General features: G+C 71.4%; 13 protein-coding genes. 4 read left to right on the plus strand and 9 right to left on the minus strand.

The window, feature by feature from the left end:
• Positions 1-132: 132 nt before the first annotated feature.
• Positions 133-1,767, minus strand: a complete 1,635-nt coding sequence (locus ACFQU4_RS30575) for a leucyl aminopeptidase (RefSeq protein ID WP_377499447.1) — start codon at positions 1,765-1,767, stop codon at positions 133-135.
• Between ACFQU4_RS30575 and gcvT the strand changes: the two genes are divergently transcribed.
• Both gcvT and ACFQU4_RS30585 read left to right on the plus strand, forming a co-directional pair.
• Entirely contained in the window at positions 1,717-2,829 is a 1,113-nt protein-coding gene (gene gcvT, locus ACFQU4_RS30580) for a glycine cleavage system aminomethyltransferase GcvT (RefSeq protein WP_377499449.1), read from the plus strand. The two genes, ACFQU4_RS30575 and gcvT, sit on opposite strands and share 51 nt — an antisense overlap.
• Positions 2,826-3,110 (plus strand): hypothetical protein, encoded by a 285-nt coding sequence (locus tag ACFQU4_RS30585; RefSeq protein WP_377499451.1) that lies wholly within the window; start codon positions 2,826-2,828, stop codon positions 3,108-3,110. The genes gcvT and ACFQU4_RS30585 overlap by 4 nt, the downstream gene beginning before the upstream one ends.
• A gap of 232 nt (positions 3,111-3,342) precedes the next feature.
• Here the strand turns inward: ACFQU4_RS30585 and ACFQU4_RS30590 are convergent, their stop codons facing one another.
• The 3 genes from ACFQU4_RS30590 to ACFQU4_RS30600 form a co-directional block, all read right to left on the minus strand.
• Positions 3,343-3,822 (minus strand): NUDIX domain-containing protein, encoded by a 480-nt coding sequence (locus ACFQU4_RS30590; protein WP_377499453.1) that lies wholly within the window; start codon positions 3,820-3,822, stop codon positions 3,343-3,345.
• A 62-nt stretch (positions 3,823-3,884) separates the two neighbouring features.
• Positions 3,885-4,709 (minus strand): DUF899 family protein, encoded by an 825-nt coding sequence (locus ACFQU4_RS30595; protein WP_377499455.1) that lies wholly within the window; start codon positions 4,707-4,709, stop codon positions 3,885-3,887.
• Between the two features lie 89 nt (positions 4,710-4,798).
• Positions 4,799-5,470, minus strand: coding sequence for a winged helix-turn-helix transcriptional regulator (locus ACFQU4_RS30600; protein ID WP_377499457.1), 672 nt, complete (start codon positions 5,468-5,470; stop codon positions 4,799-4,801).
• A 48-nt stretch (positions 5,471-5,518) separates the two neighbouring features.
• On the opposite strand from ACFQU4_RS30600, the gene ACFQU4_RS30605 reads away from it, so the two are divergent.
• Together ACFQU4_RS30605 and ACFQU4_RS30610 are read left to right on the plus strand one after the other, a co-directional pair.
• The gene (locus tag ACFQU4_RS30605; protein WP_377499459.1) at positions 5,519-5,938 is read left to right on the plus strand and encodes a DUF1761 domain-containing protein; all 420 of its coding nucleotides are present in this window, start codon (positions 5,519-5,521) and stop codon (positions 5,936-5,938) included.
• Positions 5,939-5,964: 26 nt separating this feature from the next.
• The gene (locus ACFQU4_RS30610) at positions 5,965-6,984 is read left to right on the plus strand and encodes a phosphotransferase family protein (protein WP_377499461.1); all 1,020 of its coding nucleotides are present in this window, start codon (positions 5,965-5,967) and stop codon (positions 6,982-6,984) included.
• Positions 6,985-6,988: 4 nt separating this feature from the next.
• Here ACFQU4_RS30610 and ACFQU4_RS30615 read toward each other — a convergent pair whose 3' ends face one another.
• The 5 genes from ACFQU4_RS30615 to ACFQU4_RS30635 all read right to left on the minus strand — a co-directional run bounded on the left by ACFQU4_RS30615 (position 6,989) and on the right by ACFQU4_RS30635 (position 13,588).
• Positions 6,989-9,100 carry a heparinase II/III family protein gene (locus ACFQU4_RS30615; RefSeq protein WP_377499463.1) on the minus strand — a complete coding sequence of 704 codons (2,112 nt, stop codon included), beginning with the start codon at positions 9,098-9,100 and terminating at the stop codon, positions 6,989-6,991.
• Positions 9,101-9,125: 25 nt separating this feature from the next.
• Positions 9,126-10,205, minus strand: a complete 1,080-nt coding sequence (locus tag ACFQU4_RS30620; RefSeq protein ID WP_377499465.1) for a glycosidase — start codon at positions 10,203-10,205, stop codon at positions 9,126-9,128.
• The gene (locus tag ACFQU4_RS30625) at positions 10,202-11,233 is read right to left on the minus strand and encodes a LacI family DNA-binding transcriptional regulator (protein WP_377499698.1); all 1,032 of its coding nucleotides are present in this window, start codon (positions 11,231-11,233) and stop codon (positions 10,202-10,204) included. The genes ACFQU4_RS30620 and ACFQU4_RS30625 overlap by 4 nt, the downstream gene beginning before the upstream one ends.
• Positions 11,234-11,239: 6 nt before the next feature.
• Entirely contained in the window at positions 11,240-12,874 is a 1,635-nt protein-coding gene (locus ACFQU4_RS30630) for an extracellular solute-binding protein (RefSeq protein WP_377499467.1), read from the minus strand.
• 81 nt (positions 12,875-12,955) lie between these two features.
• Positions 12,956-13,588, minus strand: coding sequence for a phosphatase PAP2 family protein (locus tag ACFQU4_RS30635; protein ID WP_377499469.1), 633 nt, complete (start codon positions 13,586-13,588; stop codon positions 12,956-12,958).

Below are 13,588 nucleotides of genomic sequence, written 5' to 3' on the forward strand. Positions count from 1 at the left end.
TCTGGGCTCCCTCGAGGCTGGCCGGACCCGGAGAACACGGGCGGCGTCCGATGTCACCATGACATCTGGCACGCCGTTCCATGTCAACGGAGTCCAGCCGGCCTGCTCACCCTCCGGTCGGCCGGCCCGGGCTCAGTCCTGCATCGCCTCCGCGAGCGCGATCAAGGTCCGGACCGCGACGCCGGTGCCGCCAGACGGTGTGTAACCGTACGGCTCGCCGCCGTTGAACGACGGGCCGGCGATGTCCAGGTGGGCCCAACTCACGCCCTCGGCGACGAACTCGCGGAGGAAGGCCGCGGCGGTCAGCGCGCCGCCGGCCCGGTCGGTGGCGGTGGAGCGCAGGTCGGCCACCTTCGAGTCCAGCTTGCCCCGGAACTCGGCCGGGATCGGCAGCTGCCAGAAGGATTCGCCGGCGGCCTCGGCCGCGTCCAGGACCCGGTCGGCGGTCTCGTCGTCGGTGGCCATCAGGCCGCTGGTCCGGTTGCCGAGGGCGACCACGCAGGCGCCGGTCAGGGTGGCGACGTCGACGATCAGGTCCGGCTTGTCCTCGCCGGCCCGGACGATCGCGTCGGCCATGACCAGGCGGCCCTCGGCATCGGTGTTGCCGTTCTCGACCGTCTTGCCGCCGTACATCGTCAGCACGTCGGACGGCCGGTACGAGGTGTCCGACGGCAGGTTCTCGGCCAGCGGGGCGTACCCGGTGACGGTGACCCGCAGCCCGAGCCGTGCGATCGCGGAGACGGCCGCGAGCACGGCGGCGGCGCCCGCCATGTCCGACTTCATCGTGTACATGCCGTCGCCCGGCTTCAGATTGAGGCCGCCCGAGTCGAACGTGATGCCCTTGCCGACCAGCGCCAGGTGCGCCTTGGCGCCGCGCGGCGTGTAGCCGTACCGGACCAGCCGGGGCGGCCGGGACGAGCCGCCGCCGACGGCGAGGATGCCGCCGTAGCCGCCCTTCTGCAGGGCCTTGTCGTCGAGCACCTCGACGGTCACCCGGGCGTCCCGGACCAGGGTCCGCGCGTCCTCGGCCAGGCTGTCCGGGTAGAGCAGGTTCGGCGGCAGGTTGACCCAGTCGCGGGCCTGCGCGACGGCGGCGGCGATGGTCCGGGCCCGGTCCAGCAGTGGACCGGTGCCGGCGAGCTTGGCGTCGTTGACGACCGTCAGCTGGTCGATCTGCGCCGACGCGACCTTGCTGGAGATCGGCTGGTAGCGGTAGCTGCCGAGCAGCGCGCCCTCGGCGATCGCCTGCAGCGTCTCGGGATCCTCGGCCGGCAGCGCCAGCGCGACCGAGAGCGAGGCCTCCTCGGCCAGTCCGCCGGCCTGCCGGACCGCGGCACCGGCGAGCTTGCGCAGCCCCTCCGGGGTCGGGTCGGTCTCGCCGAGGCCGATGATCAACAGCCGCGGCCCGTCGCCGGCGGCCGGCAGGATCACGGTCCGGCCCTCGTCCGCTTTGGCGCCGACGGAGCGGGCGAGATCGGTCACCGACACGCCGTACCGCTTCGTCTGGGCCCGCTCGATCGCTTCCGGTACGGCGATCGCGCCCGATCCGCCCAACCCGAGGATCAGCACGTCGCAGCTTCGGGGCAGGGTCTTGGCCAGGTCGATCGACGGCAGGGTGGGGGCGGGCAAGGTGAATCCTTTCGTCTGCAGGAGAACTGCTCGCCTCAGGTTACCGTCGGGGCCGGATCCGCTGGTCCGGTGCGGTAGGTTCGCGACGTGACCAGGGGTGAACTCGATCCGATCCCATCGCCGTTGCACGACCGGCATGTCGCGCTGGGCGCCAAGTTCGCGGAGTTCGGCGGCTGGACGATGCCGATCGAGTACGCGGGAGCGGGCGTGCTCGCCGAACATGCAGCGGTCCGCGACGCGGTCGGCATCTTCGACGTCAGCCACCTGGGCAAGGCCACGGTGTCCGGGCCCGGCGCCGCCGAGTTCCTGAACCGCTGCCTGACCGCCGACCTGGCCAAGATCACGCCGGGCAAGGCGCAGTACACCCTGCTCTGCAACGAATCCGGCGGCGTCGTCGACGACCTGATCGCCTACCTCCGGTCGCCGGACGAGGTGTTCCTGATCCCGAACGCGGCCAACTGTGCCGAGGTGGTACGGATTCTGGCCGAGGCCGCACCGGAGGGAATCACGGTCACCGGCCGGCACCAGGACTACATCGTGGTGGCCGTGCAGGGCCCGCACTCCGACGAGGTGCTGCGCGGCGCCGGGTTCGAGGCCGGGCATCCGTACATGTCCTTCGTGGTCGCCGATCATGAGGGAGCCGAGGTCACGGTCTGCCGGACCGGCTACACCGGCGAGCGCGGCTACGAACTGGTGGCCCCGGCCGCGGTGGCCCTCTCGCTGTGGGACCGGGTGATCACCGCCGGCGAACCGTACGGGCTGCAGCCGGCCGGGCTCGGGGCGCGGGACACGCTGCGGACCGAGATGGGCTACCCGCTGCACGGCCAGGACATCTCACCGGTGATCACGCCCGTGCACGCCCGGCTCGGCTGGGCGGTGGGCTGGAAGAAGGAGACGTTCTTCGGGGCCGAAGCCCTGCGCTCGTTGAAGGAACAGGGCCCGGACCGGCTGTTGCGCGGACTCAAGGCCACCGGCCGCCGGCCCGCCCGGCCGGGGATGGACGTGGTGAACGACGGCGCGGTGATCGGTACGGTCACCTCGGCGACCTTCTCGCCCACGCTGAAGACGCCGGTCGGGCTGGCCTTGATCGACACCGCGTTCAGCGACGGCGACGTGGTCGGGGTCGACGTCCGAGGCCGTACCGAGGAATTCGTGATCACCAAGCCGCCCTTCGTCACGCCAGGAGTCCGCGAGCCGTGAGAAACCGGATCGCCCAGGTGGTGGTGATCATCGTCGGCTTGTTGATCATGGCCTACCCGTTCACCCTGGGCGCAAGCGAAACCCTGACCTGCCGCGGCGAGCCGATGACGCCGGGTTCCGTCTGTCACAAGGCCGACGGCAGCGAGGCGGAGAGCTACGCCGACCGAATCTCCAAGGCCGCCGTGGCCCGCCCGATCGTGATCGGCGCCGGCGCCCTGCTCGCCGCATTCGGCACGTACCTGCTGATCACCGACCTCCGCCGCAAGCGCACCGACGCCTGAGTCGGTCCGCGAGCGGGACGGCGGTCATTCAGGTGCAGGTGTCGGCACCGAGATCCGGCGGGACCGGACGCGACCTCACCGCCCCACCCTCCCCGGCTGTACCCCGGATATGTCGGCATTTCTCCACGGGTCAGCGGGACGAGCGGATCGGCATACCAGGCGGCTGTCGCGCCGCGGGCTCTGGCCCAGGCCGTCAATCGATGGTCCAGGACGTTTCGGAGGTCGATCTCGGTCAGAGGTCGAAGATCGTCGGGGCTTCCAGGGGTAGGGCGAGCTGGATCCGGCGGCGTTCATGATCGGTGATGTCCGGCAGGTCCGTGATCGGGAACCAGGCGACGTCGGTCGACTCCTCGTCGCCGACGGCGGGCTCGCCGGAGACCGGGCTGCAGCGGAACACCGTGGTGACGAACTCGCACTGATCACCGTTCGGGTACGTGACCGGGGCGCCGGTGGTGATCAAGACCACGCGGTCGATCCGGGCCACGATCGAGATCTCCTCGGTGATCTCGCGCAGGATGCAAGTCGCCGGATGCTCGCCGGGTTCGACGATCCCGCCGACCGAGGCCCAGCGGCCGCTGTCGGCACGCCGGCCCAGCAGGACCCGTTCGGCACCGGGCTCGCCGTCGATGATCACCCCCGAGACCCCGGGCAGCAGCAACAGCTCGTTGCCGATCTTGGTGCGCAGGCGGGCGATGTAGTCGGGCGTCGGCACGGGTTCAGCCTAAGCCCCGGGCCGCGATCGTTGGATCGCGGCTCGGGGCCGGCCGAAGTTGATCAATGGCAGGAGTGCGCGGAGCTCTCGCCGTGGCCGCCGCAGTCGCAGGCGGTCCAGCCCTCGGCCAAGGGGCCGAGGTCGTCGTCGCGGCCGGCCCGGAGTCGGGACCACTGCGAGGTCGGGCGGCCATCCAGTCGGAACTGCCCGCCGAGCTTGCCCCACCGCTGCGGCCACCCCTCCGGCGAGTCCTCCCAGGTCTCCTGCCGGCCGTACACGGTCCGGTCGAGCAGGCCGTACGACGGCGCCATGATCTCGTTGCCGCGGCTGGTGGTCCAGTACGTCTCGAAGACCCGATCGCCGTCGCGCAGGTAGCAGACCAGGATGCCGAAGTGGCGGTCGGCGATCAGGCGGTCGGCCGAGGTCGGCGGCACCGCGTACCAGGGGACGGGGTAGTCCATGAACTCCCGGTACCGCGCGGCCTCCCCGTACGGACCCTCGGCGAGGACCGCGTAGCTCACGTCCCGCGAGTGCAGGTAGCCGAGTTCGGTGACCTGTGCCGTGGAGAACGTACAGCCCTCGCACTGCTCCCCGGCGGGCCGGCCCGGGTGCCACATGTGGAAGTACGCGATCAACAGGGACCTGCCCTCGAAGATGTCGATCAACGGCACCTCCCCGTTCGGACCGGCGAGCGGGGTACGCGGATCGACCTCGACCATCGGCAGCCGGCGTCGCGCCGCGGCGATCGCATCGCCTTCCCGGGTGTGGGTCTTCTCCCGTACCAGGACCTGGTCCACCTCGGCCTGGAACGCCGCTCGGTCGACGATCGGCGGCCGGGTTGCGCTCTGCGGCTCGATCACGTGTGCCGGGTCGGGTTGATCGGTCATGGCTGGTTCCTCCTGGGTTTGTCGGTGCTGTCGGGAGTTCTACGAACAGACCGATCCGAATCGGACACCGCTGACCGGGCGGGCGGCGGTCAGTTCCGTACCGGAGCGGCGGTGGCCCGCCCAGCAGCGAAGACGGTCCGGAGGATGCGCCGATCGCCCGTGAACTCGGCCGTCGCGAGGGCCTGCTTGACGGTGAGCCCGCCCGCAGCGAGCGCGACGATGACGTCCGGTGTGGCGGTGAGCAGCGCCTCCGGCTCGTCCTCGGGGCGGACGAAGGCCCGGGGGCCGTCCTCGTCCAGGCGCAGCACCATGCGGAAGCCGTCGGTGTCGATGCCGAGTTCCACCGGCGGGCTCGCGGTCACGCCCCGCAGCAGCGCGGGCAGGGCGAGGGTCAGCCAGCGTGGCTGGAACGCATCGTCGCCCCGGCCCGATGCCAGCAGTGGTGCGCCCCACCGGCCGAGCGCCTCCATCGGTTCCCGAAGGCCCTCGCCCCAGGGCGTCAGTCCATAGGCGACGCCGGCGTCCTCCAGCCGGCGCTCGACGATCCCGTGTTCCTCCAGGGTCCGCAGCCGGGTCGCCAGCAGGTTCGTCGCGATGCCCTCGAGCGAGGTCTTCAGCTCGGTGTAGCGCAGCGGGCCGGGAAGCAGTTCACGCACGATCAGGAGGGTCCAGCGGTCACCGACGACATCCAGCGAGCGCGCCAGTGCGCAGAACTGTCCGTAGCTGCGGGAGGCCTTCACCGCCTGGTTGACTTTTTCCATCACGGTTGATTCTATCAAGCTCCTTGCGTTCCGGTGAAGGAGATCGTGGTGGAGTTGAGCATCAGCTGGTTGGCCGTGGTCGCCGCGATCATGGTCGGGATGGTGATCGCCTGGGTCTGGTACAGCGACTGGGGGCTCCTCGGCCCCAGGTGGCGCCAGCTCACCGGTGTGACGAAGGCCGACTCGGTGCGAGCCGGCAAGCGTCCGTTCGTGATCTTGGTCGGATCGATCATCGTGACGGCGGTGGCTCTCGCCCTCGCCTGCGCGGTCGCGGTCGGCTTCTTCGGCGGCGGCTCGCCCTGGATCGAGCTGGCCGTCGGGGCCGTGGCCTGGCTGGGCTTCTCGGCGTCCACCCTGGCGCAGCACAACGGCTTCGAGCAGAAACCGGTTCGGCTCACCATGATCAACAACGCGTACCAGCTCGTGTTGTTCCTGGGCATGTCGCTCGTCATCGGACTGATGCCGTAGCAAGGTCCTGCTGCTACCGTCGACGGATGGGACTCACCCCCGAGATCACCGCCTGGATCAGGTCCGAGACGGGCGCCGGCGTGAGCGACAGTCGGCCGCTGTACACCTGGCGACCGGGTGCGCCGCAGCTGCTCGAGCTCGACAGCGGGGGACAGGCGGTGCTCCGGCAGGCGCCCGGCCGGGTGGGCCGGCACGACGGGTTCGCCCACGAGTCGGCCGCGATGATCATGGCCGAGGAACACCGGGTGCCGGCGCCGCGGCTGATCGCGGTCGACCTCGACGGGTCGGTCGCCGGGCACCCGGCGCTGCTGATGACGGCGGTGCCCGGGACGAGCCGCATTCCCGGTACGGCAACGGTGGAGCGACTCGAGGCGCTCGGCCGCGGCGCCGCGATGATGGCGCGGATTCGTACCGAACCCACTCCGGACCTGCCCGCGGTGACCGGGCCGATCGACATCGGCGGAGGCGCCGCCGGTCGTCGGCGGGCGGTCCGGTGGGAGGCCGCCACGGAGCCGGAACGGCAGGCGATGGTGGACGACCTGTGCGCCGCCACCGGCTGGGATCCGGAGCGGGCGCGCCGGACCATCCCGGACCCCGAAGGCGGTCGGTCCCGGCTCCTGGAGGACGCCGCGGAGCTGCTGGACCGGCTTCCCGTTCCGGCCGGCGAGCCGGTCCTGGTCCACGGCGATCTGTGGCAGGGCAACACGATGTGGGACGGTGACCGGCTGACCGCCCTGATCGACTGGGACTCCGCCGGAGTCGGTCATCCCGGCATCGACCTCGGCTGCGTCAGGCACGATGCCGTGCTGTTCTTCGGCGCCGAGGCGGCCGGGCCCGTCCTGGCCGGCTGGGAGCAGGCGACCGGAACGCGGCCGGATCCGGCGACCGTCGCCTACTGGGATGTCCGGGTGGCGCTGAACACGACCGCGGACATGATCAGAGGGATGGACGTCGCCGAGAGCTACGGCAGGCCGGAGGTGACCCCGGAACTGGCGGCGCTCCGGCGGGACGCCTTCCTCGAGGCGGGCCTGCGGGGACTCGGCTGACCAGTCAGCCGACCGGTCGGCCGTCGAGACGGAGCGGCGGGTCGGTGGTCCACGGGGCCGCGGCCGGATCGGCCCGCAACGTGGGGTCGAGTCGCCAGTGGTGGGACGTGCCGTCGAGGAGGACCTCGACGCCGCCGTCGATCAGCCGCAGGCCGGTGAGCCCGGCCGGACCGAGGGACAGGGCCGAGGCGAACAGCGCACGGTCGCCGACCACCCGTTCGACGGTGCTGGCGCAGGTCTGGTGCGGCGGGTTGTCGGGGGTGACGGCGGTCAGCAGCTCGTCGGCGCCGGCGTGCCAGCGGGTGAGCGGCCGGCCGTTGTCGGTGAGCAGGTAGTCGGTCCGGCCGGTCGGGTCGGCGGCGCGCCGGACCTGCTCGAAGCGGGGCAGCAACATCCGGTCCGTCGCGGGCCGGCCCGGCTCGGCGGAGTCCCGGGTGCCGCGGACGTGAGTGATCAGGTCGATGCTGTGCCGGTGCTTGGCCTCCACCAGGACCAGGTCCAGCAGGTAGTCGCCGAGTGCTGGCGGGGTCATGATCAACAACCGCCGCAGGGTGACGCCCGCATAGGCCGCGACCGGCGCCGGGTCGTCCTGGTGCCAGAGCACCTGGATACCCTCGGGGTCCGGCTCCTCGCCGAACGCGACCCGGGCGTCGATGCAGCCGAACGCGTCGGGCGTCACCGGGCGGTGGCCCAGCAGGGTGCCCTTGATCGGCGGCTGGCTGATCCGGTCGACCATGATCGTCGAGTGGGACCAGGTCTGGACATACCAGGGCCGGTGCAAGGGATTGGTGTACGCGACGCAGCCCGGATCGGCGATCACCCGGGCCCCGTTGATCATGAGGTCGATCTCGAGCTTGTCCGGCTGGCCGTGGCCGCCGCCGTGCGGACCGTACTTGAGGAACACGCAGGTGTCGGGCTCGCCGCCGTCCTGGGCGGAGGGCCGGCGCAGGATCGCGTACCCGCTGTCGGGGAGCACGTCCCGCCGGTCCACCGGCCAGCCGTCGACCGGTCCCGGCGCCGGTGAACCACCGCGGCCGAAGATCAGATAGCTGCTGCTGGTCCGGTCGAATCCCTGGCTCAGTGGGGAATCGAGGAACCGGTCCAGCTGCGCGGACCGGCAGACGCGGGCGCCGCGGACGTAGAGATCACTGCGCAGCGCGAGGCCCGGCGCGACGGTCAGTTGGGGGTTGCCGTCGTTGAACGCCGGCACGGTCAGGTCGTTGCGGGCCGTCTCGATCGGCGTCAGCAGCATCCGCTCCAGGGTGTCCGTGGCGTCGGTCTCGATGCCGAGCGCCCGGTAGCTCTCCACGGCCGCGAGCACCGCGGTCAGCATGTAGAAGTGGTAGCCCGGCGCGCCCTCGTACCACCAGCCGTCCGGCAGCACCCCGTCGGCGAGCTGGTCCCGGATCCCGTGCCGCCGGTCCAGCGTCGCGTACGCCAGCGGGTGATCATCGAGGACCACGGCGAGGGAGGCCAGCCCGGCCAGGTGCCACACCTCGATGTTGTGGGTACGGTTCATCAGCTGGTCGGCGATCACATCGGCCATCGGCCGGAACAGCTGCTCCATGATCAACTTCCGTTGATCACCGGACAGTCGGTGCTCGATGAGGGCATAGCTGCGGGCCAGGCCGGTGGCGGCGACGGCCTCCTCCAGGCTCTGCGCCAGCAACCGGCCCTGGCCGACCTTGGTGCCGTGCCGGGGCAGCTCGGGATAGACCTCGGCCAGCCCGGTCAGGATCTCCACGGCGCGCTCGGCGTCCCGGACCGAGCCGGTGATGGCGGTGGCCAGCGACGACGCGGCGAGATGATCAAGGAGCCGGTTGTTCCGGACGTAGGCCCAGCCGGAGTCGAACTGCTCGCCGGTCACCTCATGATCGAATTCCGCGCACCGGTGGCGGTCCGGCAGGGTCTCGTTGAACTCCAGGGCGCCGCCGTGATCGGGGCAGTAGTAGTTGTGGCCCCAGCCGGACAGCCGGTCGGTGATGCCGCGGCCGGTCAGCGTGGACGCCAGCGAGGCATCGGCCGCGGCGCGGGCCGTCCGCCAGGCGTCGGCGTAGGCGGGATCGGTGTCGCGGCCCGCCAACGAGAGGTCGAGGGCGCGCAGGAACAGGGACATCGCGGTGAACTCCAGACGGGGACGGTCAGCGGTCGGTGGAGGGCGGTTCGGTGGTGTCCCGGACGAGGCGGGCCACGCCGATCCGGGAGTCGGCCATGCCGTAGAAGACGTGCGGTACGCCGTCGATGTCCTCGATCGCGGTGGGGAAGACGACGTTGGGTACGGTGCCCGTCCGCTCGGCCTCGGTCTCGGCGGCCAGCAGCGGCTCGGCGGTCCGGCGCAGCACCCGCCACGGCTCGGCGGCGTCCAAGATCATCGCGCCGGCGGCGTAGTTGACCCGCTGCTGCGGCTCGAAGGCGTTGCCGATCTTTCCGGTGACGCCGTGGTGCAGGACCAGCCAGCCCTCCGGCACCCGGCGCGGCGGTGGCCCGCCGCCGATCTTGAGCTCCTCGAAGGCGAACTCCGGACCGGCGACATACCGGTGTCCACTCCACCGGGTCAGCGCACCAAGATCACGACGAGCCTCGGCGATCGGCAGGAACGAGATCCAGATCGCCTGCCGCGGATCGTCCAGCCAGGCCGGCGGCCGGCTGCCCTGTCCGGGCCGGATGTCCTCCAGCTCCCACATCGGGCGGTGCAGCACGGCCAGGCTCTCGGTGCCGTCCGGCGCGATGATCGGCTCCGGGAAGAAGACGGTGTCCTTGTTCGGAAAGAGATTGAGGTCGAGGTCGACCGCGTCGTCGTACGCGTAGTGGACCGGTCCGTGCCGGGTCCAGGTACGAAGATCAACAGAGGACGCCACGGCGGTCCGCGGCCCCAGCGGCCCGTACGCGACGTAGGTCATCACGTGCCGGCCGAGCTCCTCGATCCAGGTGATCCGCGGGTCCTCGGTGCCGGCGTTGCCGACGCCGCGCTCCCAGGACCGGTCCGGCGCCAGCACCACGCCCTGTCGCTCGACCCCGGTCGGCACGCCGTCCTCGATGATCACCCGGGCCAGCCCGACCCGGGACACGTTGCCCGTGGCGACCAGCCGCGGCAGCAGGTAGAGCTCGCCGTCCGGCCCGCGCCCGCTGCCGGGGTTGAGCACCCCCTCGACCTCGTTCGGGTCGCCCGGTAGCGGGTTCATGATCACGCCGAGGCGTTCCAGTCGGTACTCGAAGGTCATACGGGGTCTCCTGTGCTGGGTGGTGCCGCCGTCGAGTCCCGTACCAGCAGCTCGGCGGGCGGCAGGTCCGGCTGGTCCGGGTTCGGCTCGCCGGCCAGCCGGGCGCAGAGCAGCGTGGCCGCCTCGACGCCCCAGCGGACCGGTTCGGTGCGGACGGTGGTCAGTGGGGGATTGAGGTATTCGCCGAGCTCGATCCCCTCGAAGCCGACGATCGACACGTCCTCCGGCACCCGTACCCCCTCGGACTGCAGGACCTTGAGGCCGGCCACAGCCATCGAGTCGGAGCCGTAGACGATCGCGGTCGGCCGGTCCGGACCGGACAGCAGCGCCGCCGTGGCCGCGGCCCCCGACGCGGCGGAGAAGTCGCCCGGCCGGACCAGGTCCGGCGCCAGCCCGGCCCGTTCCATCGCCCGCCGGAAGGCGTCCAGCCGGCCGGCACCGTGCACCAGCCGGACGTCCCCCGTGACATGGGCGATCCGCCGATGGCCCAGCTGCACCAGGTGGTCGACCGAGGCGGTCACCCCGGGCCGGTCGTCGAGATTGACCGCCGGCAGGTCCGTACCGGGCTGCGGCGGTCCGACCAGCACGGCCTCGGCCCCGAGCTCGGCCAGCAGCCCCGGCCGCGGGTCGTCGATCCGCAGGTCGGTCAGGAAGAAGCCGTCGGCCCGGTTGCCGGCCAGGTTGCGGTAGGCGTCGCGTTCCGCGTCCTCATCCGGGACGACGCTGAGCAGCAGGGACCAGCCGCGGGTGCTCAGCACCGACTCGACGCCGGTGATGAACGAGGCGAAGAACGGGTTCGCCATCAGCACCGACGGGTCACGGCGGACCACCAGGCCGAGGGTGAAGGTGGTCCGCAGGGACAGGCCGCGGGCGTACTGGTTCGGGATCCAGCCCAGCTCCGCCGCGGTGTCGAGGACCCGCTGCCGGGTGGCCGCGGCGACCCCGGGCCGGTTGTTCAGGGCCAGCGAGACCAGGCCCTTCGACACCCCGGCCCGCCGGGCCACGTCCTGGATCGTCACGTTCGGCATGCGCACTCAGCCACCGTTGCGTACGTCCAGGGCCTGCTGCAGCTCGTCCCGGATGGTGTCGCCGCCGTTCTTCTTCCAGGTGGCGACGGCGCCGGCCCACTCCGCCACCGGCTTGCGGCCCTGCAGGATGTCGGACTCGAGGTCCTCCAGGACGCCGCTGAGCTGGGCACCCTTCCGGCTCTGGGTCTGGCTGAACAGTCCGTGGGCCGGATTGCGTACGCCGTCCGGCACCATCGACTTCATGACGTCGTACTCGAGCTGCACCGCGTCCGCCTTGCCCGGCGCGTAGAGCGGCCACGGTCCCTCGGCGAGGTAGCCGAGGCTGAGCGGCGTCTCGATCTTGCCCTTCTCGGTCAGCACCGGGTCGGTGCCCTGGAGCTCGTGGTGGACCCCCGGCGCACCGAACGTCTTGTAAAGGTGTTCCGCCGTGCCGAACGGCGCCGCCAGGTAGTTCAGGACGCCGAGCAGCGCCTCGGCCCGGGCCTCGGACTTGATGCTGATCGCGGTCACGTTGTGGCTCGGCGAACCCAGCCAGATCTTCGCGGCGCCGCCGCCCTCGGCCAGCGGCGGCGGGTACGCGGTGACCTCGATCCGCTTCGGCTCGGCCAGCTGGGCGAACCCGTGCCAGGCGCTGAAGGTGTCCTCGACGAACGTGGTGGTCCCGTTCGCGATCCAGGTCTTGCGCTGGTTCTGGTCGACGGCGAAGGCGTCCGGGTGGACCAGCCCGTCCGCGACCAGCTTCCGGCCGGCCTCGAGCGCGTCCTGTTGCCGTTCGGCTTCGTACGCGCTGGTCAGTCGGCCGCCGTCCTCGGCCCAGGTGTTGGGAATGCCGAACATCTGCCGGATCGCTGCCAGCGGGACCGCCGCCAGGGCCCAGGTGTTGACCTTGCCGCCGGTGGCCTCGCTGCAGAGGGCGTGGAAGGACTCCCACGAATCGGGTGCGGCGTCGAGCCCGCGCTCGATGAGCAGATCCTTGCGGCCGTACAGGATGCTGCTGAGGGCGGCGCCGCGCGGAATCGGGACGCCGAAGATCTTGCCGCCGTAGACGGTCTGCCGCCAGCTGTCGGTGGGGACGTTGGCGAGGAACGGGTACTTCGCGACAGCGTCGCCGGACAGCAGCGGGGTCAGGTCGACCGCCATCTTGGCCAGCATCGCCGGCAGCGACGGCAGGTCCATCGTGAAGCTGAACAGGTCGGGAAGTTGATCACCGGCCACCGCGGTCTGGAACCGGTCGGTGAAGTCCGCGCGCGGGACCAGCTGCACCGACAGTGGAAAGCCGAGCCGCTCGTTCAGGCCCTGCCAGAAGGCGTTCCGGCCCAGGGCCGGCGGCGGCGGTGAGCCGGACATGGTGAGCGCGGCGACCGGCTTGCCGTCTCCGGCCGGACCGTCGGTGGCCCGCACCGGGTCCGCCGGGTAGGCGAGGAATGCGTCGCTGACGCCGTCCGCGCCGACCAGGTCGGGTTTGACGCCCTGGTACGGGAGGTGATTCGGCAGCTTGACGGCGTCGTTCTCGGCCTGCGAGCCCTCGGCGCCGCCGCGCCCCTCGTTGCTGCAGCCGGCCAGCCCGACCGTCGTGACGGCTCCGGCCGCGACGCCGGTGCGCAGCAGTTGCCGGCGGCTGATGTACGACGACTTCGTCATGATCTCGCTCCCTTGCGCCTCATTTGAACCGGTTTAGGCGGCAAGGTAGACGGGCCGAGGGAGCGTTGTCAACACCCGGGTTCAGGCCGCGGCCGGCCTTCGTTGCGGAGGAATCAGGCCGAGTGTGCCGCCGAGCAGGAGCGCGATCCCGGTCACGCCGAGCAGGCCGCCGATCAGGTCGCTGAGATAGTGCTCGGCGAGCACCATGCGGCTTCCGCAGACGATGATCACCGCGACGGCATCGATCAGGAGCACGGTCCGGCCCAGGGGGCTGGGGCGGTGGGCCACGATCATGGCGGTGATCGCCACCAGCCCGCCGAAGACGATCGCGTGGCCGCTCGGGTAGGTGGAGTTCGGCTGATGCACCGGTCCGGGCCGCGCGATGATCTCCTGCAGCAACAGCAGGACCGGGCAGGCGGCCAGCACGGCGAGGAAGCGCGGCGCGGCTCGCAGGAACTGCGGGCGGTCAGTGCGGGCGGCCCGGACGCAGACGATCACGAGTCCGATCAAGATCACCAGCAGCGGGACAGCGCTGCCCAGTTGGGCGAGTTGCGCAGTCAAGGTGCCCGGTGGGGCGTAGAGGAGGTCGGTCAGCCGGAGGTCCAGCGGCGGCATGGCGGACCCGCGCAGCAGTAGGCCGGCCGTGATCATGACGATCAGGGCGGTGCCGCCGGCCAGGGCCGCGGACAGTCGAGTGGGGTACGCGGGCGTCAT

It is taken from the genome of Microlunatus sp. GCM10028923 (genome assembly GCF_042666975.1).
GTDB lineage: Bacteria > Actinomycetota > Actinomycetes > Propionibacteriales > Propionibacteriaceae > Microlunatus.

What these genes read in the sequence shown, in the direction of transcription:
- ACFQU4_RS30575 (WP_377499447.1), bottom strand. Translation starts at nt 1,767, where the DNA reads ATGCCGGTCGTGCAACGGCGATGGGATCGGATCGAGTTCACCCCTGGT.
- ACFQU4_RS30630 (WP_377499467.1), bottom strand. Translation starts at nt 12,874, where the DNA reads ATGACGAAGTCGTCGTACATCAGCCGCCGGCAACTGCTGCGCACCGGC.
- ACFQU4_RS30595 (WP_377499455.1), bottom strand. Translation starts at nt 4,709, where the DNA reads ATGACCGATCAACCCGACCCGGCACACGTGATCGAGCCGCAGAGCGCA.
- ACFQU4_RS30635 (WP_377499469.1), bottom strand. Translation starts at nt 13,588, where the DNA reads ATGACGCCCGCGTACCCCACTCGACTGTCCGCGGCCCTGGCCGGCGGC.
- ACFQU4_RS30615 (WP_377499463.1), bottom strand. Translation starts at nt 9,100, where the DNA reads ATGTCCCTGTTCCTGCGCGCCCTCGACCTCTCGTTGGCGGGCCGCGAC.
- ACFQU4_RS30610 (WP_377499461.1), top strand. Translation starts at nt 5,965, where the DNA reads ATGGGACTCACCCCCGAGATCACCGCCTGGATCAGGTCCGAGACGGGC.
- ACFQU4_RS30620 (WP_377499465.1), bottom strand. Translation starts at nt 10,205, where the DNA reads ATGACCTTCGAGTACCGACTGGAACGCCTCGGCGTGATCATGAACCCG.
- ACFQU4_RS30600 (WP_377499457.1), bottom strand. Translation starts at nt 5,470, where the DNA reads ATGGAAAAAGTCAACCAGGCGGTGAAGGCCTCCCGCAGCTACGGACAG.
- ACFQU4_RS30625 (WP_377499698.1), bottom strand. Translation starts at nt 11,233, where the DNA reads ATGCCGAACGTGACGATCCAGGACGTGGCCCGGCGGGCCGGGGTGTCG.